The organism is Haloechinothrix salitolerans (assembly GCF_042662605.1).
Lineage (GTDB): Bacteria > Actinomycetota > Actinomycetes > Mycobacteriales > Pseudonocardiaceae > Haloechinothrix_A > Haloechinothrix_A salitolerans.
The window spans coordinates 761,426-784,333 of the sequence record NZ_JBHSXX010000001.1 but is presented as its reverse complement, the minus strand read 5'-3'; the positions used below and the strand labels follow the sequence as shown (position 1 = coordinate 784,333).

General features: G+C 67.6%; 18 protein-coding genes. 4 read left to right on the top strand and 14 right to left on the bottom strand.

Annotated features, from left to right (window positions below; genetic code table 11):
• Window position 1 precedes the first annotated feature (1 nt).
• Window positions 2–673: a CBS domain-containing protein gene (locus tag ACFQGD_RS03740; protein ID WP_345407478.1), complete on the top strand. Its 672-nt coding sequence runs from the start codon at window positions 2–4 to the stop codon at window positions 671–673.
• 13 nt (window positions 674–686) lie between these two features.
• Here the strand turns inward: ACFQGD_RS03740 and ACFQGD_RS03735 are convergent, their stop codons facing one another.
• Window positions 687–3,161: a helix-turn-helix transcriptional regulator gene (locus ACFQGD_RS03735; protein WP_345407475.1), complete on the bottom strand. Its 2,475-nt coding sequence runs from the start codon at window positions 3,159–3,161 to the stop codon at window positions 687–689.
• Window positions 3,158–4,426: an Hsp70 family protein gene (locus tag ACFQGD_RS03730; RefSeq protein ID WP_345407472.1), complete on the bottom strand. Its 1,269-nt coding sequence runs from the start codon at window positions 4,424–4,426 to the stop codon at window positions 3,158–3,160. The genes ACFQGD_RS03735 and ACFQGD_RS03730 overlap by 4 nt, the downstream gene beginning before the upstream one ends.
• 213 nt (window positions 4,427–4,639) lie before the next feature.
• Here ACFQGD_RS03730 and ACFQGD_RS03725 point away from each other — a divergent pair, with 213 nt between their 5' ends.
• The 3 genes from ACFQGD_RS03725 to ACFQGD_RS03715 all read left to right on the top strand — a co-directional run bounded on the left by ACFQGD_RS03725 (window position 4,640) and on the right by ACFQGD_RS03715 (window position 9,220).
• On the top strand, window positions 4,640–6,019 hold the full coding sequence (locus tag ACFQGD_RS03725; protein ID WP_345407573.1) for an IniB N-terminal domain-containing protein: 1,380 nt from the start codon (window positions 4,640–4,642) through the stop codon (window positions 6,017–6,019).
• A 94-nt stretch (window positions 6,020–6,113) separates the two neighbouring features.
• Window positions 6,114–7,955 (top strand): dynamin family protein, encoded by a 1,842-nt coding sequence (locus ACFQGD_RS03720; RefSeq protein WP_345407469.1) that lies wholly within the window; start codon window positions 6,114–6,116, stop codon window positions 7,953–7,955.
• On the top strand, window positions 7,952–9,220 hold the full coding sequence (locus ACFQGD_RS03715) for a hypothetical protein (RefSeq protein WP_345407466.1): 1,269 nt from the start codon (window positions 7,952–7,954) through the stop codon (window positions 9,218–9,220). Before ACFQGD_RS03720 ends, ACFQGD_RS03715 begins: the two co-directional genes overlap by 4 nt.
• Before the next feature lie 39 nt (window positions 9,221–9,259).
• Here ACFQGD_RS03715 and ACFQGD_RS03710 read toward each other — a convergent pair whose 3' ends face one another.
• The 12 genes from ACFQGD_RS03710 to ACFQGD_RS03655 all read right to left on the bottom strand — a co-directional run bounded on the left by ACFQGD_RS03710 (window position 9,260) and on the right by ACFQGD_RS03655 (window position 22,879).
• Window positions 9,260–10,036 carry an SDR family NAD(P)-dependent oxidoreductase gene (locus ACFQGD_RS03710; RefSeq protein WP_345407463.1) on the bottom strand — a complete coding sequence of 259 codons (777 nt, stop codon included), beginning with the start codon at window positions 10,034–10,036 and terminating at the stop codon, window positions 9,260–9,262.
• On the bottom strand, window positions 10,033–11,223 hold the full coding sequence (locus ACFQGD_RS03705; RefSeq protein WP_345407460.1) for an aromatic ring-hydroxylating oxygenase subunit alpha: 1,191 nt from the start codon (window positions 11,221–11,223) through the stop codon (window positions 10,033–10,035). Before ACFQGD_RS03705 ends, ACFQGD_RS03710 begins: the two co-directional genes overlap by 4 nt.
• Before the next feature lie 93 nt (window positions 11,224–11,316).
• Window positions 11,317–12,624, bottom strand: a complete 1,308-nt coding sequence (locus ACFQGD_RS03700; protein WP_345407457.1) for an MlaD family protein — start codon at window positions 12,622–12,624, stop codon at window positions 11,317–11,319.
• Window positions 12,624–13,889, bottom strand: a complete 1,266-nt coding sequence (locus ACFQGD_RS03695; RefSeq protein WP_345407454.1) for an MlaD family protein — start codon at window positions 13,887–13,889, stop codon at window positions 12,624–12,626. The genes ACFQGD_RS03700 and ACFQGD_RS03695 overlap by 1 nt, the downstream gene beginning before the upstream one ends.
• Window positions 13,886–15,235 carry an MlaD family protein gene (locus tag ACFQGD_RS03690; RefSeq protein ID WP_345407451.1) on the bottom strand — a complete coding sequence of 450 codons (1,350 nt, stop codon included), beginning with the start codon at window positions 15,233–15,235 and terminating at the stop codon, window positions 13,886–13,888. The genes ACFQGD_RS03695 and ACFQGD_RS03690 overlap by 4 nt, the downstream gene beginning before the upstream one ends.
• The gene (locus tag ACFQGD_RS03685; RefSeq protein ID WP_345407448.1) at window positions 15,232–16,497 is read right to left on the bottom strand and encodes an MlaD family protein; all 1,266 of its coding nucleotides are present in this window, start codon (window positions 16,495–16,497) and stop codon (window positions 15,232–15,234) included. Before ACFQGD_RS03685 ends, ACFQGD_RS03690 begins: the two co-directional genes overlap by 4 nt.
• Window positions 16,497–17,840, bottom strand: a complete 1,344-nt coding sequence (locus ACFQGD_RS03680; protein WP_345407445.1) for an MlaD family protein — start codon at window positions 17,838–17,840, stop codon at window positions 16,497–16,499. The genes ACFQGD_RS03685 and ACFQGD_RS03680 overlap by 1 nt, the downstream gene beginning before the upstream one ends.
• On the bottom strand, window positions 17,837–19,060 hold the full coding sequence (locus ACFQGD_RS03675) for an MlaD family protein (protein WP_345407442.1): 1,224 nt from the start codon (window positions 19,058–19,060) through the stop codon (window positions 17,837–17,839). The genes ACFQGD_RS03680 and ACFQGD_RS03675 overlap by 4 nt, the downstream gene beginning before the upstream one ends.
• A 1-nt stretch (window position 19,061) precedes the next feature.
• Window positions 19,062–19,898, bottom strand: coding sequence for an ABC transporter ATP-binding protein (locus ACFQGD_RS03670; protein ID WP_345407439.1), 837 nt, complete (start codon window positions 19,896–19,898; stop codon window positions 19,062–19,064).
• 28 nt (window positions 19,899–19,926) lie between these two features.
• The gene (locus tag ACFQGD_RS03665) at window positions 19,927–20,787 is read right to left on the bottom strand and encodes an MlaE family ABC transporter permease (protein ID WP_345407436.1); all 861 of its coding nucleotides are present in this window, start codon (window positions 20,785–20,787) and stop codon (window positions 19,927–19,929) included.
• On the bottom strand, window positions 20,784–21,620 hold the full coding sequence (locus ACFQGD_RS03660; RefSeq protein WP_345407433.1) for an MlaE family ABC transporter permease: 837 nt from the start codon (window positions 21,618–21,620) through the stop codon (window positions 20,784–20,786). Before ACFQGD_RS03660 ends, ACFQGD_RS03665 begins: the two co-directional genes overlap by 4 nt.
• Window positions 21,617–22,879 (bottom strand): cytochrome P450, encoded by a 1,263-nt coding sequence (locus ACFQGD_RS03655; protein WP_345407430.1) that lies wholly within the window; start codon window positions 22,877–22,879, stop codon window positions 21,617–21,619. Before ACFQGD_RS03655 ends, ACFQGD_RS03660 begins: the two co-directional genes overlap by 4 nt.
• Window positions 22,880–22,908: the final 29 nt, after the last annotated feature.

Sequence of the window (22,908 nt, the reverse complement as noted above, 5' to 3'; positions counted from 1 at the left end):
GATGGTCGGGTTGACGGTCGCGGATGTGATGACAAGGGACGTCGTCACGGTGACGCCGACTATGCCGTTCAAACAGGTCGCCCAGGTACTCGCCCAGCACGGCATCAGCGCGGTGCCCGTCGTCGAGCCCGGCGGTCGCCCGATGGGGGTGATCTCCGAAGCGGATCTGCTCATGAAGGTCAGAGCCCAGACCGACCGGCGCGAACCCGGCACATTCGCCTTGGCCAGGACCCGCCGGCGCTTCCGTAAACAGGAAGCGACCACCGCGGCTGACGTCATGACCCCCGAGGTGGTCACGGTTGGCCCTGAGGTATCACTTCCGCACGCCTCGAAGCGGCTGCTCACCGGCAAGCTCCGCAGGCTGTTCGTCGTCGACGACGACGGTGCGCTGGTAGGCGTACTGGCGCGCCGCGACGTGATGCGGGTGTTCACCCGAAGCGACGACGACCTCGCCGCGGCTGTACGCCACGACGTGCTGCGGTACTCGCTGTGGGCCGCGCCGGAGGACGCCACGGTCACCGTCAGCGGTGGCGAGGTCACGCTCGAGGGAGAACTCGACCGGCGCAGCGAGGTGGAGTGGGCTGGCAGGCTCGCCGCACTCGTGCCCGGCGTCGTCACGGTGCACAACCACCTGACGTGTCGGTACGACGACATCGCCGCAGCACGGCTGTAGGGGCACGCGGCGTTCACTCCGCGGACTGAGCGCTGAGCAGTGCCCGGAGCTGGGTGAGCAACTCGGCGCGGCTGTCCGCGCCAAGCCGCTGGCGGATCCGGGCGATGTGGTGCTCGACCGTCTTCGCCGAGATGAACAGCCGCGCCCCGACCTCCTTGTACGTCAGGCCGTCCACCACCAACCGCGCGACTTGCACCTCACGTTCGCTGAGCTGCGCCACCGCTGAGCCGTCCTCGCTCGCCCCGTCACCACGCGCCGGGCCGCCTTGCAACGAGCGGGCGCAGTCCAGCAGGCGCAGCATCGCGGAGCGGTCCGTGGTATGGATCGCGGCCTGTCGTGCCAGCCAGGCACCATCCCACCCGCAACCGGCGTCCCGCAGACCCCGTGCGACCACCTCGACCTCGTCCGGGTCCACCGCTCCATCCAGTGCCCGCAACCAGCAGTCGGCGGCGGCCGACATGGTGGCCAAGTGCGCACCATGTTCGGCGTTCGCACGCAGCGCGGCGGCATGCCGCTCGGCCTCATCACGCCGCTCACTGGTAAGTGCGGCGTGCAGCTCGTTCCAGTGCAGCACGGTCGACCACAGCGGGGGATCACCGAGCTGGCCGAGTAGCTCGTGCGCCCGCGCGAGATGTGGCGCCAGCCGGTCCTGATCGCCGAGCCTTGCCGCGGCGACCGCGAACTCAGCGAGCGGCAGAAACGTGAACAGATCGACCGGTTGCCGGATCACGGCGGCACATGCCTTGCCCCAAATCTTGCGCAGCGCGGCGAGGTCACTCTGCCGCCGAGCGAGCCCCACCTCGATGGCGACGGCGAACAGCCAGTCGCGGGGATGTGCGGGCTGCCCCACCGCCGCGAGCGGTTTCGCCGCGGTGGACGTGTCACCCCGTGTCATCGCGATCCAGGCCAGCAACAATTGGTGCCTGACCAACATCGGCTTCCCGCCGGTGCCGTCGCGCACCGCGCGTTTCAGCAGTGGTTCGGCGATCGCCGGTTCGCCGCACTGCAACGCGAGCACGGCGGCGAGCGCCGCGGGGCTATCCGGCAGCAACACCGCCCTCCCAACCGGCTCGAGCATCTCGGCTGAACTGACCAAAGTAGACAGTGCGGTTGTCGGCGTCCCCGTGACCGAGTCCAATACGCCACGCGCCATCGACGACAGGGCGCCGGACAACAGCGTCGGCGGCCCGTCGACGCCACGCTGCTCCGAGTCATCGAGCAACCGCTTGGCCTCCGCATGTCGCCCGGTGGCGACCAACCCGACAGCGGCGAACGCGCGCGATCGCACGGAGCCCGACCATCGCAACAGCTCAGTGGCGTGACCCCAGCTGCCCCGATGCGCCAGCGCGGTTCCCGCGATCCGTGCCGCATCGGCTCGATCGGTGGCATCTGGGCTGGCGATCACGTCATCGGCGAGCCGAAGCGCGGTGTCCAGATCCCCGGTCAACGCGATCGCCTCGGCACGCCGTGCCCCTAGCGCGGCCGCGGGGGCGCCAGCGGTCACCGCGGCATCGAACAACCGGACGGCAAGTAGCGGGTCCGTGTCCAGTGCTTCCTCCGCCGCCGCGCGGAACGCGCCGGCGATACCGGAACCGGTGACCCCAGTACCCAGCCACGGCCGCACCAACTCAAGCACGGGCGCACCACGATCCAGCTGGATCGTCGCGAGCCGCTGGCACACCGCGGCCCGCCGCTCGGCGGGAATCAGCGAGCGCAGTGCCTGCCCGACCACCGGCAACGGCGTGCCGTCCGCACTGACGAGCCCGGTGGTGCGCACGTCGTCCAGCAGCCCGAAGACGACGTCGGACGTCATGCCGAGCGCCCCACACAGCAGGTCGAAGTCCCCGCCGGCGCCCGCGTCGGTCGCGATCAACAGCCGGAGCGTGTCGGGATTGAGCTGGTCGAGTTCGTGGCGAAGATCGGCCAGTGCGGGCTCGGGTATCGCGGGCGCTCCGGCGAGCCGCCGCAAATCGAGACGGCTCACGACACGGTGCACCAAGCCGGGCACGCCACCGGTGCGGGCGTGGATGAACCTGGCCCATTCCGTGCGGTTCGTGCCGATGTTGTCCTCGATCTGCCCTCGATCGAGCGGGCGCAACACGATCTGCCCGCGCAACAGGGCAAGCACGTCGTTCAGCGCGACTGGCCGGGGCATGGGCCGCGCGGCGACGATCAGTCCTAACCGATCATCCTCGGCACACCGTCGCAGCTTGTCGAGCGCGCCGTCGTCGAGTGCGTGCGCGTCGTCGACAAGCATCAGCGCCGGTTCGATATCTTCGACACCGCTAATCTGTTCAAATCGGACGGTCGGCACGCCGCCCTTGGCGCACGCCGATTCCAGGTGATCCAGCAGCGCCGTCTTGCCGTACTCGCCAGGGGCCACCACGGCCAGCCGGACGCCGGAGCGTTCACCGTCGGCGATCGCCGCGCACAACCGCGCGGTCGGCTGGTCCAGGATCGGTTCGATCGCCACCACGGCCCGCGTCACCGGTCATCTCCGTCTCGATTGGCGCCACGGGCGCCACGGCGCAGCAGCACCGAGGACCGTCGCGGGGGTGGTTCCAGCGGAGTGATCTCGACAGGTGGCCTCGGCGGCGGTGACCCGAGCTCGATCTCGTCCGGTTCGTGCTCCCCGCCGGATACCGGCTGACGTGGTATGGCCGGATGACTCGCCGCGACGGACGCCGGTTCGGGATCGGGCGCCAACCGCCGTCGTGCGATCAACGCGGCCCCCTGACATACGGCGTGAGCCGGATCCTCGCCAACCCGTACTGGGCAGTCATGCCCGTTTCGGCGCAGCGCGGCCTCGGTGAGCGTCGCGGCTTGCCGCATGCGTGCGGTGCCACCGGCCAGCACCACGGCGGACAGATCGTCCGCGGGCACGCACGCGGCGAGCCGCGCGAGCTGGTCGGCGGCTCCTCGCAGCACCGGCGCGGCGATGTGGTCCAACTCCCGGCGGCTGATCGGGATGTCGCCAGCGGCGGGCACCGGAATCACCGCTTCCCGCTGCTCAGCGAGCAGCTCTTTCGCGCGCAGACACCCGTGACGCAGCCTGGCACGAAGCCGAGGATCGCTCGGCGGGTCATCCAGTCCGTCGAGCACGTGTTCCACCAGCAAGTCGTCGATCACGGTACCCGCGTTCGGGTCTGGGCTCGTCGCGCGCGCCAGCAGGTCGAAACCCGCGTTCCCGCGCCGCAACACCGAGGACTCGACACGCTCACCCCCCAACCGACACACGGCGAGCACACTATCGACGTCGACCTGTTCGGCGGCCGCATGCCACTCTGCCACGGCGACCGGTGCGGGCAACACCAGTGCCCCTGGCAGTCTCGCGGCCTCCAACGCGTCGTGCAACACACGGCGCCGATGCGGTCCCCACCCGGCGGGATGGGTGAGCACGATCTGACGGGCGGGCTCCCCGAACGAGGTCGCCAGCTGGTCGGACACCCACCCGGCGAGTGCTGCCGCGAGGGTCTCACCTGGATACGCTTGGCTGCCGACGACCACGGGCACCGGATCCCCGACGCGATGCGGCAACCCGCGCACGGTGCGCTCCGGCGGCCCCTGCTGCCGCGCGACGGCGTGCCCGGCGAGTACCGCCCCGTCCGATGCGATGTGCACCGCTGAGTCAACCCACCGCCGACCGCCGTCGAGCGGCGCGACCTCGGGAGCCGTCCACGTTCCATCGCCGTACCGGCACACCGCGGCGCGGGTACGGGTGTGGCCGAGGTCAATCCCCAGTACGTACGGCATAGCCGGTCGCTGCCCTCCGGGTCAGTCGTGTTGGGTGATCTTCCTACCAAACCCCGTCCCCCATTCGGGTTCCCCTAATCCCCTAACACTACTAACCGTGGTCCTAGTCGACCGCGGGCAACCGACAAGGGCGTCATCCCCGATGTCACTAGCACGGGTGAGCCCTACGCTTCCTTGCCGGACAAGACCTACCCGCGAGGAGACATTCCCTTGATGCAATCCCAAAACACCTTGTACGACTTCGTGTCGAACTTGCTGAGCGATGCCACCGCTCGGGCCGACTTCGCGGACGACCCGACCGGCACGCTCGCCAACGCCGGCCTGCAGGACATCACCCCGCAGGATGTGCAGGAAGTCGTCCCGCTGGTGCTCGCGTACGCGCCGGGTGCCGATCTGGCCTCGCTGGAAGCCCGGCTGTCCGAACTGTCGTCCGACCCACAAGCCGCGGTCGACCACCTGCGGGTCGTCGCGCAGTCCGCCGCCGAGGACAACGTCACGGCCCCCACGTCGCTCGGCATGGGCGCCGAGGGCGGCTACGACGGCGACCCCTTCAGCAGCACGCTCAGTGGCAACGGCGACCTGGACGGCTTCGCCGGCGAGGTGTCGTCGGAGTCCGGGCTTGGCACGCTGACCGGCGACGCGTGGGGCTCGCAGGAGTCCGTCGGCCTCGCTGGCGCGCTCGGTAACGACCAGGGCTCCGGTGCCGCTGGCCTCAAGGGTGACCTTGACGGCGTGGAGACCGCCATGGTTGGTGACTCGCCGCTTGGCTCCTTCACCGGAGCCTCCCAGCTGTCCGCCGACGAGGCGGCAGGCGAGTTCGAGGCGGCTGGCGCCGAAATGGGCTTCGAGTCCGAGGGGCACCTCGGGGCGTCGACGTCCACAGTGCACGGCGGCGGCAGCGCCGACTCTGACCTGGGCAACGTGTACGTGCACGGCATCGGCGGCTCCGACGGCTTCGAGTTCAACGGCAGCGGCGACCCGAACCTGACCCTCGACGGTGACACGCTGAGCAAGGGCGGCGAGGTCGCCGCTGGCACGGTGGCCGGCTACGTTTCCTCCGGCGGCGACGCGTTCGCGCAGCAGATCACCGCGGGCGGCGACACCCTCGGCGCGTACCTGACGGGTGCGGCCGAGACCGCGTCCGACCACATCAGCAACGGCGCCGACTACACGGCCGGTCACGTGTCGAGCGGGTCCAACGAGCTGGCGGGGCGGATCGAGCAGGCCCCGTCGCAGGTGCCGTCGCCGGGCGACGTCAGCGCATCGCAGGCGCCTGACCTTCGCTCCGACCTGCCTACCGGAGCCGACCTGCCGACGGGGGCGGACCTGCCTACCGGAGCCGGCCTGCCGTCCGCCGGTGATCTGCCTGGCGCGGGCGTGCCGTCCGAGCTGCCGAACCTGCCGGTCGAGAACCCGCTGCCGGAGACCGGTTTGCCCGCGGCGCCGCAGCCAGAGCTCCCCGACGCTCCCCAGCCGTCGCTGAACACCGTCGAGGAGGGCGTCAGCAACAGCCCGCTCGGCAGCGCGGTCCCGCAGGATGCGCCGACTCCGGACGCTGGCGACGCCGTCGGCGATCTGGGCATTGGCGGCTGAACCGACACATATAAGACCGTGAAGGTGGCTCGGTCCGTGATTTCGGCCCGAGCCACCTTCACGTTTGGCGGGCAAGACGGCACACTGCTCGGCGATGGCACCGCCCTGGCTCGGCATCCTGGACGACACGATCCAGGCATGCGTCACGCACAATCGACAGGATCTGGCACAGCCGCTGTGGGAAAGACGAGCGCGGCTACTCGAGCCGACCCTGCGGATTCTCGTGCTTGGTGAGTCAGGGCAGGGGAAGAGCCAGCTGATCAACGCGCTGGTGAACGCCCCGGTGTGCGCGGTGGGCGACGACGAGACGACACGGGTGCCCGCGATCGTCGAATACGCGGACACACCGAACGCAGCGATGATCGCCGACAATCCAGACGCGCGTGGCGCGATCGAGGGCGGCGCGGAATCGGGGCGGCGGCTGCCGGTGCCGATCGAATCGGTGACGAACCGGGCGAATCACGACGCGGCCACCCCAGGAAGTGACGTCGTACACGCCAGGATCGGCCTGCCGCGAGGACTGCTGCGGGCTGGACTCGTGCTAGTCGACACGCCACCGGCGAGTACCCAGCGGCTTTCGAGTGTGCTGTCTGAGGTGTTGTGCGCGGACGCTGTGCTCATGGCTACCGACGCCACCAGCGATCTGTCCGCGAACGAGCGCGAGCTGCTTGAGCGCGTGACCCGTATCTGTCCGACCGTGCTGGTGGCCCTCACCAAAATCGACATCGTTCCCGGGTGGCAAGACGTCGCCGAACGCACCAGGGCGCGACTCGCGGAGGATGGACTGCCCGCGACCGTGGTTCCCGTCTCGGCGACGCTGCGAATGGCCGCGGCCCGCGGTGGTGATCGTGTGCTGAACGCGGAATCCGGGTTCGAGGAACTCGTGCGTCGGCTGCGACACGATTGGCTCGAACGTTCCGACGAGCTGAACCAGCGGTCCGTCGCCGCGCTGAGCGAGGTGACCGTCACCCGGTTGATCAACGGGCTCCGCGAGGAACACGCGAGAACGCAGCGCGGGGGTACCGGGGACGCGGTCACCCGCTGGCATGCGGCGGGACGCGAGATCGAGCAGCTGCAGCGGGTTTCAGCTCGCGGGCAGACCCTACTCGCCGACGCTGTCGCCGACCTGACCTCGGATCTGGAGTTCGACCTCCGTGACAGAACACGCAGGATCTTGCGGGAGGTGGATGAGTATTTCGAGGAAGCGGACCCCTCTCGCACCTGGCCGGAGTTCGAGGAATGGCTGGAGGATCAGCTCACTGAGGTGGCTGAGACGAACTTCGGGTGGTTGTTCGAACGTTTTGACTGGATCGCACACCAGCTTGCCCGCCAGATCGCACCGCACCGCCCCGATCTCGTCCCCGACGTGGCCGCCGGGGACCCGCCGCTCGAGCACGCCAACGGGCTTCGTAGGCCCAACGTAGAGAAGTTCTCAGTAGGGCAGAAGCTGTTCGTCGGCATGCGCGGCTCCTACAGCGGGCTGCTCATGTTCGGACTCGCCACGACGGTCGCCGGAATGCCCCTCATCAATCCGATCTCGCTCGGCGCGGGCGTCGCGTTTGGACTCAAGAGCGTGTTCGAGGAGCGCGGCAGCCGGTTGAAGCGCAGGCAGACCGTCGCCAAGACCGCGGCGCACCGACACGTCGACGACTTCTATCTCGCCTGCAACAAGGAAAGCAGGGACACCGCCCGCCGACTGCAACGCATGCTGCGCGACCGCTACACCGAGTACGCGGAGCAACGCCGCGCCGAGATCACGGCGTCCGCAAAAGAGCTCAAGAAAGCGGTCGACATCGAGACGGCGGAGAAAAACCGGCGTACAAAGGAAATCTCCACCGCATTGGAGTCGTTGGGCACGCTACGCCAGCGCGTGCGAAACCTGAACGACCAGGTGTGGGCGTCGATCGTGCCAGCGCCACGCGAGCTGACGGCGTGAACACCTCGGTCACCGCGACACTCACCCGAGTCCTGCTGGACCGGGCGATCGAGCTGTATCGGGACAACCCTCGCGCCATGGCTATGTTGCGTCGCCAGCGAGCGCGCTTCGATGAACCGCTTCGGCTGGCCGTCATCGGCCCCTCCCGCTCCGGAAAGTCCACAGTGGTCAGAGCGCTCAGCGCGTCCGGCCGTTCGCTGCGGGACATCACGCCGGTGGATACCACCGCCGTCGAGCCGGACGCCGCGCCACGGGAGATTCGCGCGCGATGTGCCGACGCGGACGCCGTGCTCTGCCTGCTCCGCCGGCCACGGGACACGGAGCTGGACCTTGCACGCGCGGTGCACGAGCATCCGGTCGCGCAGGCCACGCCGATCAATACGGTGGCGGTGCTGTCCAGAGCGGACGAGCTTGGCGGCGGCAGGGCCGACGCGGTGATCTCGGCGCGGCAGATCGCGCGCCGCGCCCGACGCGAGCCAGAATTGCGCGCCCTGTGTCAGGACGTTGTCGCGGTCGCCGGTCAGGCGGCCAATGCCGGGCGCACGCTGAATGCCACCGAGTTCGGCGCACTTCGGACGCTCGCCAGCGAGCCCACGGACCGACTGGAGGCGCACCTACTGTCCGTGCAGCGGTTTACGAGCACCCAGGTGTCGTTGCCCGTCGACGCGGGCACCCGCGAGCGCTTGCTCGACCGGCTCGGGCTGTTCGGCGTCCGGCTGGCCGTGACACTGGTGCGGCAAGGCAACGACACGCAGCCCACGCTGGCCGCGCAACTCGCGCAACGCAGCGGTCTCGCCGAACTCCGCGAGACGATCGACGTGCTTTTCGTGACGCGCGCCGAAATACTCAAGGCGCGAGCCGCGATGCTCGCGCTCGACGTCTTGCTCCGGATGGAGCCACGTACCGGCAGCGATGCCCTGCTCATTGAGCTGGACCGTGCCGTGGCTGGCGCGCACGAGTTCCAGGAACTGCGGCTGGCGGCATCGCTGCTCGCCGACCCCGGGCTGCTACCCGATGGCCTACGGGAGGAAGCCATACGGTTGATCGGTGAGCACGGGACCGAACCCGAGAAACGCCTCGGGCTGCACGCGCCATCCGGCACCCAGGTCCAGCAGGCGCTGCGGGACGCCCTCCGCCGCTGGCGACTCGTCGCTCACTCGCCGGAACTCGGATCGGCCGCCCACAGCGCCGCGCTCGTCGTCCTCCGCAGCATCGAGACGATCGCGACGGGCGGCGCACCTGCGATGCCCGCGTACGTGCGATAGGCGCCGACGTCACCGTTGTCTCGCACGCTCCGCGTCCGGTCAGGCAGCCGAGATGCCGCCGTTGACGCTGATCGCCTGACCGGTGAGGCGCTGGGCGTCCGGCCCGGCGAGGAACACGACGAGAGCCGCGAGGTCGCTTGGCTGTGGCACACCGAGATGCGCCTGCTTGGCGGCATGCGCGAACAGCTTCGCGCTGAACCCGTCCCGGGTGATGAGCTCGGTGGTTGGGGTGCCTTCGATGAGCGATGGCGTCAGCGCGTTAACCCTGACGCCGAATCGTTTGGCCTCGAGCGCGGCGGCGCGGGTGAAGGTGACGATCCCCGCCATCGCGCCGCCGAGCACGGTTTCCCCAGGCGTGGCGACCTTGGCCGCATCGGAGGCGATGTTGACGATCGAGCCGCCTTCCTGCTCGTACATCCACGGCAACACGATCCGGGTCATAAGCAACGGCGCGAGCAACTGTCCGCGCAGTGTCGGCTCGATGTCGGCCGGGTCGATCTCGTGGAGCAGGGCGGGCGGGGCACCGCCCGCGACGGAGTTCACCAGCAGGTCAATCGACCCCAGCCTCGTGTGGGCTTCCGCCGCGGCCCGGGCCGCGGCGGCGGCATCGGTCGCGTCGGCACTGAGCGGTACGACCTCGGCGCCGGAGATCCGCGATACCGACTCCGAAGCCGCCCGCAGCCGTTCCGCGTCGCGCCCTAGCAGAGCGATTCGCGGCACTCCTGCCTGCGTCAGCTGCCGGGCGGTTTCCAGCCCGACACCGGAGGAACCCCCGACGATGAGCGCGGCGGTATCGGTGAGCTTCTTCGCGATCATGTCAGGTACGCCGCCTTCCCGTCATCGACCACAGTGGACACGCCGAGCGCGCGGTCGAGGCTTTCGTGGTAATGGATCAGGGCGGGCTCGTTGCGGCCGAAGATGCGCTCCGGGTAGAGACCCGACTCGACGTTGTGCTGAATCGCCTCCTGCTGCGCGAAGTCCTCCGACTCGACGACGGACATCGTGAAGTCGATCATTCGTTCCCAGAAGGAGCGCTCTTTGTCCGTACTCGGCTCCTGCGGGAGGTAGAACCGCGTCGTGACCCGGCACTGACCGGGACTCTCGCCGGGGTAGCACTGCCAAAGCTCGGCATGACCGGTCATCGGCATGCTCAGGATGACGTTCGGGAAGAGCCAGTAGACTAGGTTGGCGTGTCCCTTGAAAGTCCACTCTCCCGGATCCTTCTCCTGCAGCTTGGGAGCCTCCCGCCCGGTCAGGAGCCCGTGCCCACCAGGACCGAAGAACTCACTCAGCATCGGCGTCGAGAGCACTTCCTTGGCCAAGGTGTCCCGATGCAGGGCGAAGATGTGGTATGCCTCGGTGAACGTCTCGTAGGGCAGCTTCCAGTTCGCTTGCCAGGTACCCTCACGCTCGCCAATCAGGGTCCACGAGTCGAACTCGTGACTCGCCATCTCCTCGCCCATCCCGGCGAGGATGTCGGGGACGTCGATGGGCCCCGCCTCGGGCGTCGGACCGACGAGGATCAACCCGCAGCCTTCTGCCGCGGGCAGCTCGATCAGTCCGGTGCTGTCCCGGTCGACACCGTCGAACGCGCCTCTGGCCACCGGCTGGCCCAACAGCCGCCCGTCGATGTCGTAGACCCACGCGTGATACGGGCACCGGAAGACCCGGTTGGCAGGGCCCCTGCCCTCGGCGAGCCGTGAACCGCGATGGCGGCAGGCATTCAGGAACGCACGGACCTGCCCGTTCTCGGACCGTACGACGATGACCGGGATCGAGCCGAGCTCGACGGCCAAGTAGTCCCCGGTGCGCGGCAGGTCGCAGCTGAGCCCGGCGATCAGCGGCCGTTCGCGGAAAAGCGTGCGGACCTCGTTGTCGAAGTGCTCGGAATCGACGTAGATCGAGGTCGACTGCCACCGGGTGGCGGGCGCGAACGTCGTCGTCTTGGCATCGCGCAGCTCGAACAATCGGGAAAGCAGCTTCACCTGATCGGCATGGTCCACGAGACCGCCTCCGTTCTCAATTCACACATTCGCGTACTCCGTGACACCGTGCTGCGGCTACTGCTCCGCTGACGCAGCACGGCGATCGAGGCGTCACTTCGGGGCACGCTCCACCTTCGGGTACTCACCGCGGAACGGACGCGGGTTCCCAGCCTCGCCCGGCGCCGGATACGGATTCGTCCAGTTCAATGGGTCTTGCTTAATGGAGAGCGGATTACCTCGGACGCTCGCCGAGTCGAAGATCGCCGCCAGCCGGACCGGACGTATGCCATTGGGGAGTGTCAGATCCATCGCCGCGCCGAAGTTGGCGAACATCGCACCGAGGTCCCGGCCGTACGGCTCGAGGTACGACAGCATCGGGTTGATGTCTCGCAGCGCCAGCTCAGCGTCAGGGATCAGCGCGCGCACGTCGGTTCCGAACGTGGGAACGCGTCGCAGCGTGGCGGGAGCGGTATCCAGCGTGCCGTTCAGTGCGGGCAACAGGCCGCGTAGCTCACTGGTCACCGCGGGCAGTCGCAGCAGCGCCTTGTTCAGATCGGGCGCTGCCGCCTTCAGGTCCGCGGCGACGGGAGCCAACGGCCCGGACAACTCGCGGAGCTTGCCGGTGCCCGCGTTGGCGGAGCGAAGCAACGCTGGCATCGCCCGCGTCGTGTCTTCGATGGCCTTCCGCTGCCCGGCAGTGGCTTCCGTCAACGTCCGCGCGTCACGCACCACGTCGGCGATCTGTCCTCGCCCGGTGTCGAGGGCATTGAGCAGGCGCGTCGCATCGCGGGTCAGCGTCTGCAAGTCCTCGGTCTGGTCCGCGATCGCGTCCAGCGCGGTGTGACCTTCCCTACCGAGCATCCCGAGCCCGGCCAGCAACCTGCCGACGTCGTCAGACGTTCCGTCGGTTGCCGTGCCCAGTGAGCGCAGGGTGCCGCGCAACGCCTTGCGGGTCTCACCGTCGAGGGTGGAGATCAGCTGGTCGATGTCCACGGTCGGCTGCACTGCCCGCTTCCGTAGCGTCACGCCGTCCGGCAGGGACGCACCGTCGCCGTCGACGATCTCGACATACGACTGCGAGACGATCGACTTGAGACCGATGCGAACCGTTGCTCCTTCGTGCAACGGCGCCGCCTCCGGGGACAGGTTCAGCGTCACCCTGGTCCGGTCGCCCTCGAGCGCCAGCGTACTGACGTGACCGACAACGACCCCGGCGATCTCCACATCGCTACGTTCCTTCAGATGCTGGACGTCCGCGCTCGTGAAAGACACGCGATAGCCGTCGTCGCCGACAGCGCCGGGCACGGGTCCGCCCACCTGCGTCCAGAAGTACAGCAAGCCACCGGCGAATACGGCGACCGCGCCGAACACCGTCATGAGCCGCCGCGCGACTGGACGGGAAATGCGTACCGCGCTCATCAGTTCCCAGTCCTTTCTCCGGCATCGGCAGCGCCAGGCACGGTGCCAGGCACGGCGGCGTCCACCTGGTCGATGACGTCGAAGACTGTGTTCTCGCGAATCATCCCGCCGTTCACATCGGCAAGGCTGGCCGCCGATGACGTGTGGTAGACGAACGCTGCCAGGTCGTTCATCCACGGCACGATGCGCTTCGTGGCCGACGGCAGGTATCCGGTCACCGGAGAGAGATCGCCCAGCGCGGCGTTGACGTCGCCCGCCAGCGGCCGCAGGTCGGCGACGACCGGCTTCGCCTTGGCCACGACCGGGGTGGCCGCAGCCACGAGTTTCCCTGCCTCCGCAGCCGTGTCGGTGAGCCGCGACAAGGCTTGCGGAAGCTCGTCCGAGGCCTTACGGAGCGCGTCGAGCGTGGGGTTGAGTTGGGTGCTCAGCCCACTCGTGCTTGTCATCGCACGCGTGAGATCCGTTGTCAGGCCGGGCAGCTGCCCCAGCGTCGCACCAAGTTCGTCGTCTCGTTTCGCGAGCACGTCAAGCGACCGTTGCAGCGCCGACGTCAACCGGGCGAGCCGCTGGTCGTCCTCTCCCACGGCGGTGGAGATGCGCGCCAACGAGGTGACAAGCTGGGCGATCTTCCCTCGCCGAGCCCGCAACTGCTTCGCGACAGGGCGGAAGGTGGCCATCGTGACGTCGGTGGCCCGCAGCCCGTCCGGCAGCCGCTGCGGTGCTGTGACCAGCGCGGCGTCAGCCTGGTTGATCAGCGAGGTGAGCGCGCTCCGCGTTCGTTCGTCGAGCTTGTTGAGCACCTCCCAGGGCTCGATCAACCGATCGGTCTGCGACACCGGGATGGTGCCGCCATCAGGTAACGGCTCGTCAGGAGGTCCGCCTGGGTCGAGCGCGACGTACATGATGTTGACCGGCGACTTGGAGCGCAGCACCGCCCGCGCGTTGGCGTAGATGGTGTGTCCTGGATCGAGCGACATGACCACGCGGGCGTTGCCGTTCGGCTGCGGCTCGGCGGACACGACCCTGCCGACCGTCACCCCGGCGATGCGGACTTCCTGACGGCTTTCCGGGCGCACCGCTGGCGCCTTCTCGAACTCGGCGGCGACCAGGTAGCGCTCCTCCCACGGCGGATGCCACCCGTACTTGGTGAAGAAGTAGCCCGTCGCGGTGAGGCCAACCGCGACAAGCACGACGAACGCGATCAGGTAGCGCCCGAGGCCAGGAACGTTGCGGACCTGCTCCCATGTCCGCAGGAGACTTCTCATCGGCTACCTCCCGCGTACGTCTTAATTTCCTCGATCAGGTTCGGCAGCGTGAGCGGGACACCGTGCAGCGACTGGTCGTTCGCCCCTGCCTGGAAGTTGACCATCGACCCTTGTACGTCCTGGGCCATGGACGCCCGGTCCGCGTTGGCCATCAGGTAGCCAAGTTCCTCGTAGAACTTGTGGTCCGCCTGCATCCCCCGCCCGCTGTTCCGGTACGGCCCCGTGCCGTGCCAGGTGTTCATCACGGTGTCCGCGATCGGACCGTTGACCCGCCGCAGCACCGGTCCGCGCACGTCGTTGAGCATCTTCGTGCCGCGCTTGGCAACCGGCACCAACTGCTCGACAAGCGGGCGGGCGTCGCGAATCAGAGGCCGCAGATCCCGCAGTAGCGGCCGCATCTCGCGCAACACCGGGTCGAGTCGCCGAAGTAGCGGATCCAGCTCTCGGGCCGCTGGGCGGAACGAATCGGCGGTCGCGGTCAGCTTCGTCAAGCTGCCGCGGAGATCGACCGCCCCGGTGCGGGTGGCACGCAGCGTGCTGGGCAGCGACGCGATCCCGTCGGCAAGTGGCCCGCTGCGCGCTGCCAGCACGCCCGTGGTGTCGCGCAATGACGTCACGATGTCACCGAGTTGCCCGGTGTACCGGCTGAGAACGTCGGCGGTGGCATGGAAGTTGGAGACGATTCGCGGCAGGTCAACGCCAGGACGGGTGCCCCGGGCGGCATCGAGTACCGCACCGGCGGGCTTGAGCGTTCCCGGCGCGTCGGCGACAAGGTCACGCAGGGCCTGCCTTCCGCCATTGGCGAGCGCGTCGTTGAGCTGCTTGGTGACGTCCTGCGCGCTCTGCCGTGCTGGCCGCGGCAGAGACTCGAGGACGCGGTCGAGTTCCACCGGGGTTCGAGTACGCGCCAGTGGGATGAGGTCGCCGTCGAACGCGCCCGCTCCGCCACCTCGCTGCAGCTCGACTCCGTACTTGCCGCCGAGGAGGGTGTTCGGCGCGATGACAGCGCTCGGTTTCGGGCCGAGGGTGGTGAGCGCGGACTCGTCGACCTTCATCGTCACCATGGCCGTACCCTGCTCGGTCGTCTCGACATCGGTCACGACGCCCACCTCGAGGCCAGCGATCGTCACCTTCGTCTCCGCCGCGTGCAGCTGATAGTTCCGCTCGAACTCCGCGCTGAGCGTCTCGCCTGATCGCAGGAATGCCGTTATCGGAGCCTTGAACGCGGCGACAAGCACCACAGCCATGGCGACCGCGAGAAAGAGCACGCCAATGCCGAACGGCGTTCGTGGCCGCCAGCCGAGCTTGCGCGGTTTCCTCGTCGACAAGGCCTTGATCGGATTCACCGGCCACCTCCCGCGGACTGATGGTCCCGCCATGCGCCACCGCCTGGCGCTGGGTAGGGCACGGGGTCGGCCATCGGATCCGGCCCGCTCGCGCTGTAAATTCCGGGTGCCGCGAGCATGAAGCTGAAGTAGTGCTTGCCGGGCGCGATCCGGCCGCTGAGTAGGTCGTGTTCGCTGAAGAATCGACCGATATCGGTCGCATACGGTGCGAGCCCGTGTAGCAGGACGCGGCCATGCGCAACGGTGCGCGACACGCGAGGAACCAGCGGCCTCGCGTCGACGACCGTGTGCGTCAGCTCATCCACCGCGGGCTTGGCCTGCCCGCTCACGCCGGGGAGCTTGGCGAGCGGAGCAACGCCCTCGCGCAGCACGCCGCGCAGGTCGTCGCTCGCCGCTCCGAGTTCTCGCCCGCCCGGGGCGATCGTGGTCATCGCCGATGCCAGATCGGACAGTGGCGCGTTCACCGACCGCAGACCCTGGCGGCTCTGCCGCAAGGTGGCAGGCAGTGCTCGGACCGTGTCGTTGAGCGGCCGCGCACCGTCGACGTTGACCGCGCGGAACGTCGCGTTCATCTGCTCGAGAAGGCTGCTCAGTTCTTCTTGGCGCCCCGCGAACCGACCAGCCAGCCGGTTCGCCGCAAGCAACACCGACGGCAGATCGGCCTGCTCACTGGCCAACGTCGCGCTGATCGCACCGACGTCGGTGAGGATGTCCTCCCCCGCGCGCAATGCGTCCCGCAGATCGTCACCGTGTCCGGCAAGGCCGCCACCCAGCTCCACGAGGCTGGCGCCCAGCGCGTCCCGTGTCCGCTTGTCGAATGCCGACAGCGCCTGGTCGAGCTCGGTCGCGACACTGGTCTGCGACACCGGGATGGTGCGATCGCCCAACGCACCCGCCGAGCGGGTGCCAGGATCGAGCTCCAACTGCTTGCGTCCGAGCACCGACTGGTAGCCGATGTGTGCGTGCGCGTCGCGGTAGAGCTGTCGCTTCCCGTTCAGCCGCATCGTCACGACCGCCCGTCCGTCCTGGTACGTGATGCCTGATATCTGTCCGATGCGGACACCGTTCTGCAGTACGTTCTGGCGGGGTTTGAGCATTCCCACGTTGTTGAAGGCGGCCTTGGCGTAGGTGTAGGGCTTGAGCGGCACCTCACCACCGCCTTGAACGGTGGCGCCGACGTAACCGACGACTCCGATCACGGCGAGCGTGACGACACCGATCAGGAACTTGCGCGCATGGTCGCGATGTACCGGCTGCGGCATCAGGCGCCTCCCAAGAGCTGATCGAGGAGCGACCGCTCCTGTTTCCGGTTCAGGCCGGTTGCGTTGCCGGGGTCGGCCTTGCGCAAGGCATCCGGGACGATCTCGGTGAGCACCTCCGCCGGGTCAGGCGCGGGCTTGGCAGACGTTGCTCCCTGCGATGTGCCCTGCGCGGGCAGGAACGCCGCCGCGAGGTTCTGTAGCGTCTCCGGAGTCACCCACGCCACGGCGCGGAAGTAGTGGCCGAGGGCGTCGCGACTGTTGGTCGACAGCGCCCATTTCTTCACGAACGCCATCAGGTCGCCGAGATTGTCATTGAGTAGCTCGTCACCGAGCGGACGCAGGTTCTTCGCGGTCGCGCGCAGGTCAGGCCCTGCCTTGCGGAGCCGCGCGACCGCGGGGGCGGCTTGTTTCAACAACTCGTCCGCCCGCTCGAGCACCGGCGGCAGCGATGCCAGCGCCGGCTCCGCGGTGTCGGCGAACCGCCGCAGGTCAGTGGTGATGCCGGCCAGGTCGTCAGTGACGGGCCGGATCGACTTCAGCGTCGGCGTGGCAGCCTCGGACAATTGGGCCAGCTCACGCAGGGTGCGCCTCGCCTCAGTCACCGTCGCGGGCAGTTCGGCCAGCGCCGCGTCGAGCGCATGCTGGTTGGCCGCCAGCGTGGACAGGGTGCGCTCGGTGCTCGCGACCAGCTGGTCCAGGGTCTTGCCGTCATTGGTTTCGAGTGCGCGCGCGACCGGCTGCGTCCGGTCGATTATCTGGCTGAGGATCGTGTTGTGCTTCCGCAGCATCCTTCCCAGCTCGGCGCTCCGACGCATCGCCGGGGCGAGCGCCTTGATCGCGGCGGCGGTCTCCGCCCCGGAGTCCTTCATTCCCTGACCCAGCGAGGTGACCATCGCGGCGAGCGCAGTCGACGTCGGATTGTCGAACGTGTTCAGCACGTCCTGCAGGTCCACCGACGAGTCGGTGTGCTCGACCGGCACGACGGCCTCGCGCGCATACGGTTCGGACGGTGAACCGGTGTCGATCTCGACGTAGCGCTCACCGAGCAGGTTGACGGGCCGGATCGTCAGCTTCGCGTCACGGTGCAGCGGGAGCACGGCCGGATTCACGTTCATCGTGACCCGCGCCTTGTCGCGCTCGAGGGAGATGTCGCGCACGGTACCGACCCTGACTCCGGCCGCCCGCACCATCGACCCTCGGTTGAGCGGGCTCGCGTCGGCGAAGTAACCGACGACGGTGGACTCGGTAGGCGGTCGCGACGCCGTCACGGTGAACCCGGCCCCCGCGAGGACAAGCACCGCGGCGAACGCGGCGCCAGCGCGCAGCATCAGCGTTTTCTTCATCGGATTCCGTCCCCGTTCGCATCGGCCCACGGTTGCCCCGCGATCGATCCCGGCGCGGGCTCTGGGTCCTGCGTCATCCCTGGCGGCAGCACGCCTTTGTTCAGGCTCGTCCCGGCGCCCGTGATCAGGATGCGAGCGATGTTTCCGCTGCTGTTCTGACTTCCGAACACCGACGTCCAGTTGGTCAGCCACCCGGTGAACTCCGGGGTGTACGGCCGCAGGAACGCCACCGCTGGCTGCAGGGTGGTCACCGCCTTGTCAACACCGGGCAGCGTCGCGTGCGTGGCATCCAAGAGCTCGGGTGTTTGCCGCAACAGCGAACGCGCCGAGCCGAGTGTCGGGCCGAGGTCGGCAAGGGTCGGCCGCAGCTCAGCGAGCACCGGCCTGAGGTCGCTGGCCACTCTGGGCAGCTGTTCGGTGGCGGGCCGCAGGTCGCGCAGCAACGGAATCGTGGCATCAACCGCACCGGGAACCTGGTTGAGGGTCTCGGTGACCTCCCGGACCGTGCCAGGTAGCTCGCTCAAGGCGGCTTTCAGCCGCTCCTGCTTGGCGGCGGTGGTCGACGTCAGCTGCCCGAGGTCGCGAACGGTGTCCGCGACCGCGGTGTCGTGCTTGGCCAGCTCGCCCACCATGGCCGAGAGGCGCTTCATCAGCCCGCGGATCGCCGGACCGTCCTCACCGACCGCGCGCATCACCTCACCGAGCGCCCGGACCGCGGGACCCGCGCTCTTCACGGTCGCGCGGACATCCTTCTCGCTATCCCGCAACGTCAGGTTGAGCTGTTTGACAAGAGCCTGCGCCCGTTTCCGGGTTGGGCCGTCGAGCATGGTGAGGACGTCGTCGAGCTCGACTCTCTCCTGTGTGGACTCGATCATCTTCCCCGATGGCAACGCGGGATTCTCACCAGGACCGGGCAGCAGCTCGAGCACCCGGTGTCCGAGCAGGGACTCCCAGCTGATGCGAGCCGACGTTCCCGCGTGCAGGGGCGCGTACTCCTCGTCGATGTCCACCGTGACCAGTGCCTTGTCGTCTTGGATACCGACCTCGGTGATCCGGCCGGCCTGCTGGCCATGCACCAGCACCTGGCCGCCCGCGTACGCGCCGTCCGCCGTCGGCATCAACACGTTCAGTTGGTAGCTCTGGCCGCCGAACGCCACAACGCCGCCCGCGGCGACGAGGACCATCACGACCGCCACGCTGGCCCAGCGCAATCGAGCCATATCAATCCATCCCCAACGGCCCGGCGGCGTCGCCGGAAAGGAACTGCCGCACGAACGGGTCATCGGATGCGAACGCCCCTTCGGCCGCGCCGTAGTGGACCAGCTTTCCCTGCCAGAGCAGTCCGATGTAGTCGCTCAACGTGTGAGCGCTGGCGATGTCATGCGTGATGACGATGTAGGTTCCGCCGTGCTCACGGTGGACCTCGGCGATCAACTGACACAGCAACTTCGTTCTGACCGGGTCCAGACCCGAATCCGGCTCGTCGAACAGCACCACGTCCGGTCGCATCACCAGCGCGCGAGCGAATCCCGCACGCTTACGCATCCCTCCGGAGATTTCGCTCGGCGCCTTGTCTGTCGCCTGCTCCAACCCCACCTCTTTCAAGTGGGCCATCACGATCTCGCGGATCTCGGACTCCGACTTCCTGGTATGTTTCCGTAGCGGAAACGCCACGTTGTCGTACAGGTTCATCGATCCGAACAACGCACCGTCCTGGAACAGCACGCCGAACCGCTTCCGAAGGTCGTAACGCTCTTCCTTGCTCACCTGCCAGATGTCCTGCCCGAACACCCGCACCTGCCCCGCGTCGGGTTCCAGCAGGCCGACGATGTGTTTCAGCAGCACGCTCTTGCCGGTCCCGGACGGTCCGAGCACCGTGGTGATGGCATTGTCCGTGAAGCCCGCTGTCACGCCGTTGAGAACCGGCGCGCCGCCACCGAAGCTCTTGTGCACATCGAGCAATTCGATGGTGTGCCCGTTGTCGTTCCCGTACACAGGCGGCGCGAAGCTACCCGACACCCGACCGTCGGGAGAATCAGCCGAAACCGTTCTAGACATCGAAACTCCGTAGCGATAAGGACCGTGGTCAATTTCCGATCGGCGTATTCGGGTTGTTCCCGTACAGCAGCTGGATCAGCACCATCATCGTCAAGCTGATCATCACGAGATTGACCAGCATTGCTTTCGCGGTGTTCCGTCCCACGTTCACCGGACCGCCGCGCACGTAATAGCCGTAATAGCAGGAAACAAGCGTGATGATGAGCGCGAACAACGTCGCCCAACTCACCGAGTACACAAAATCCGTCATGTTCTGCAACAGAAACAGGACGTCAAAATAGCCACCGGCGGACACCGAGCGCAGCAGCACGACGTTGAACAGGTATCCGGCGGCGAACTCGACCGCCAGTGCCACCGACCACAGGAACGGCAACACGAACAGCACCGCCAAGACGCGCGTACCGGCGAGGTAGGGGACGCTGCGGATGCCCATCACTTCCATGGCGTCAATCTCGTCGCTGATCCGCATGGCACCCACTTCGGCGACAATCCCGCAACCCACCTTGGCAGCGAAGATCCAGCCGAAGACCGCCGCGAGAACACCGCGCAAATCACCGATCGTATGTGGGGATGCGACGAACGATCCGATCCCGACGTTCGTCATGATGGAGTGCAGGGCGATGCTCAGCAACGCGCCGTACATGAACACCATGGACAGGACGACGGCCGCGTTCTGGACTATCAGCAAACCAGCGTGCCTGAATACCTCGGAGGGATACAGCCGCAAGGCAATTGGCAGTTCGCGGAGAACGCCGAAGGAGAACGCGACGATGCGTCCGGCACCGTCGACTCCGCGACGGGCACCCGGAGCGAACGACGTCGCGCGGGTATCGGGTCCGGCTTGGTTTACCGTCGCGGAGGTGGCGATCGGTGTTCCTGTTCTCGTCATCGCAATGTTCCCATCGCGTCCGGAAAGATGCCGAGAACGATCGCCTGGTATGCGAGCTGCAAGACGAACACGCCCAAAAAGCAGATGACAACGGCGTGGTTCACGGCTTTCCCGAGTCCAATGGCACCGCCCGCGGCAACGAATCCCTTGTAACAGCACACGGTGCCGATCAGCAGGCCAACCAGCGCGCTGTTGAGCAGAAAGCTAACGATGTTCATCGGCAACGTTCCCGCGAACAACGTCTGATAGAAGTCGGGTGCGGGCATGTGCACGACATAGTCGGCGGCGACCTGCATCCCTACCGCGGTCGCGGCCAGCGCCGGAATCGACAGAAGAACGGTCGTGAGGGTGATCGATACGACTCGCGGCACGGCGAGTTCCCGTATCGGGTCAATGCCCATGACCTCCATGGCGTCGAGTTCCTCGCGTACCTTCCTGGCACCGACCTCCGCGGTGAGTGCCGTGCCGACGACACCCGCGACAACCATGGAGTTGACCCAGATCGTAAACGTCGTCGTACTGAACGCGAACAAATACGGACCGAACAAGGCGCCCGCGCCTACCATGTCGACAATTTGGACCGCCATCATCGACACGGCGGCCTGGAAGCCGAAGACCGCGAGGGCGATGGCGAGCCACGATGTCTTGATGACCTCGTGCATGTCCTCTAGCACCCGTCCCCAGTAACCGGTGGGACGCCTGAGGGCACTCCATGTGATGGTGGCCAGCAACTTGGCCATGCCGCCCGCCTCGGCGACGAAGGTGCGGGCGAACTTCGGGGCGTACCCCACCGCCCTCGAACTGACACCCGCGTACGCGGCACCTTGTGTCATTGGTGAGCTCCAATTGTGCAGGGCATGCTCTTCACCGCACGCACGAAGTTGCCTACCAAGTACGTCGGCTCACCGACCTCGAGGTTGGGAACGCGATGCGTCAGCTGGTTGAAGATCGCCCGTAGCTGGGTCTTCGCCAGCTGGTTTCCCAGGCAGAAGTGGGGCCCTCCGCCACCGAAGGCGACGTGCGGGTTGGGGTCACGGGTGATGTCGAAAACGTTCGGATCCTCGAAGACCCGCTCATCGCGGTTGCCCGACGAGAAGAACGTCACCACCCAGTCACCTTCATGGATCTGCCTGCCGCCGAGCTCGACGTCCCTCGCCGCGGTCCGGCGGAAGGTCATCACCGGCGTCACCCAGCGCACGAACTCCTCGACCGCCGTCGCGATCCGGCCGTTGAAATCCGACCGGAGGAGCTGCCGCTGGTCGGGAAAGTCGCACAACGCCTTCATCGTCAGGCTGATGGTGTTGCGGGTGGTGTCGTTGCCCGCGACGGACAGCAGCACGAAGAACGCCCCGATCTCCTCATCGGTGAGTCGCTGTCCGTCGACCTCCGCCCGCACCAGGTTGGTCATCAAGTCATCAGCCGGACTGGCACGGCGCTGCGCGGCAAGATCCAGCCCGAGCGAGAGCAGCGTCATCATCGCATCGGCGACCACCTGGCCTGGTTCCCTGCCTGCCGCGACTTCCTCGTCGGCCCAGGACACCATGCCGTCCGCGCCGTGCGCGGCTTCCTCGCGATGCTCGTCAGGCAGGCCCATCATCTCGAAGATCGTCCACATCGGAAGGCGCTTCGAAACCTGTTGGACGAAGTCGCAATCGCCCGTGTCAATCAGATCGTCGACGATGTGCTTGGCCTGCTGGCGGATCTGATGCTCGATCTTGGCGACTCGCTTCGGTGTGAATGCGGCGCTGATCAGCCTGCGCAGCCGGGTGTGCCGGGGCGGATCCATGCCAAGGAAGGACTGCCCCGCTTCGAGGATCTCCGGCGGCATCTCCTCCATCAGAACGCCGGACGCCGACGAGAACGTCTGCCAGTCCTTGCTCACGCGGACGATGTCCTCGTGCCGGACCACCGCCCAGAACCCGTCCTTCTCCGGTGGCATCAGGCCCCCTTCGATGGGCGGATGCCAGCTGATCGGCCGCTCGTCACGGAGCGTCTTGAAGGTCTTCTCGCGTTCCTCCGCCGTGCCTGCCCAGAACGACAGCGGCGACACCGACACGGGGTCATACTGCCGCTGGGACGTCGTCGATGTCATCGATGCTCCTGTTCCTTGGCCGCGATGCC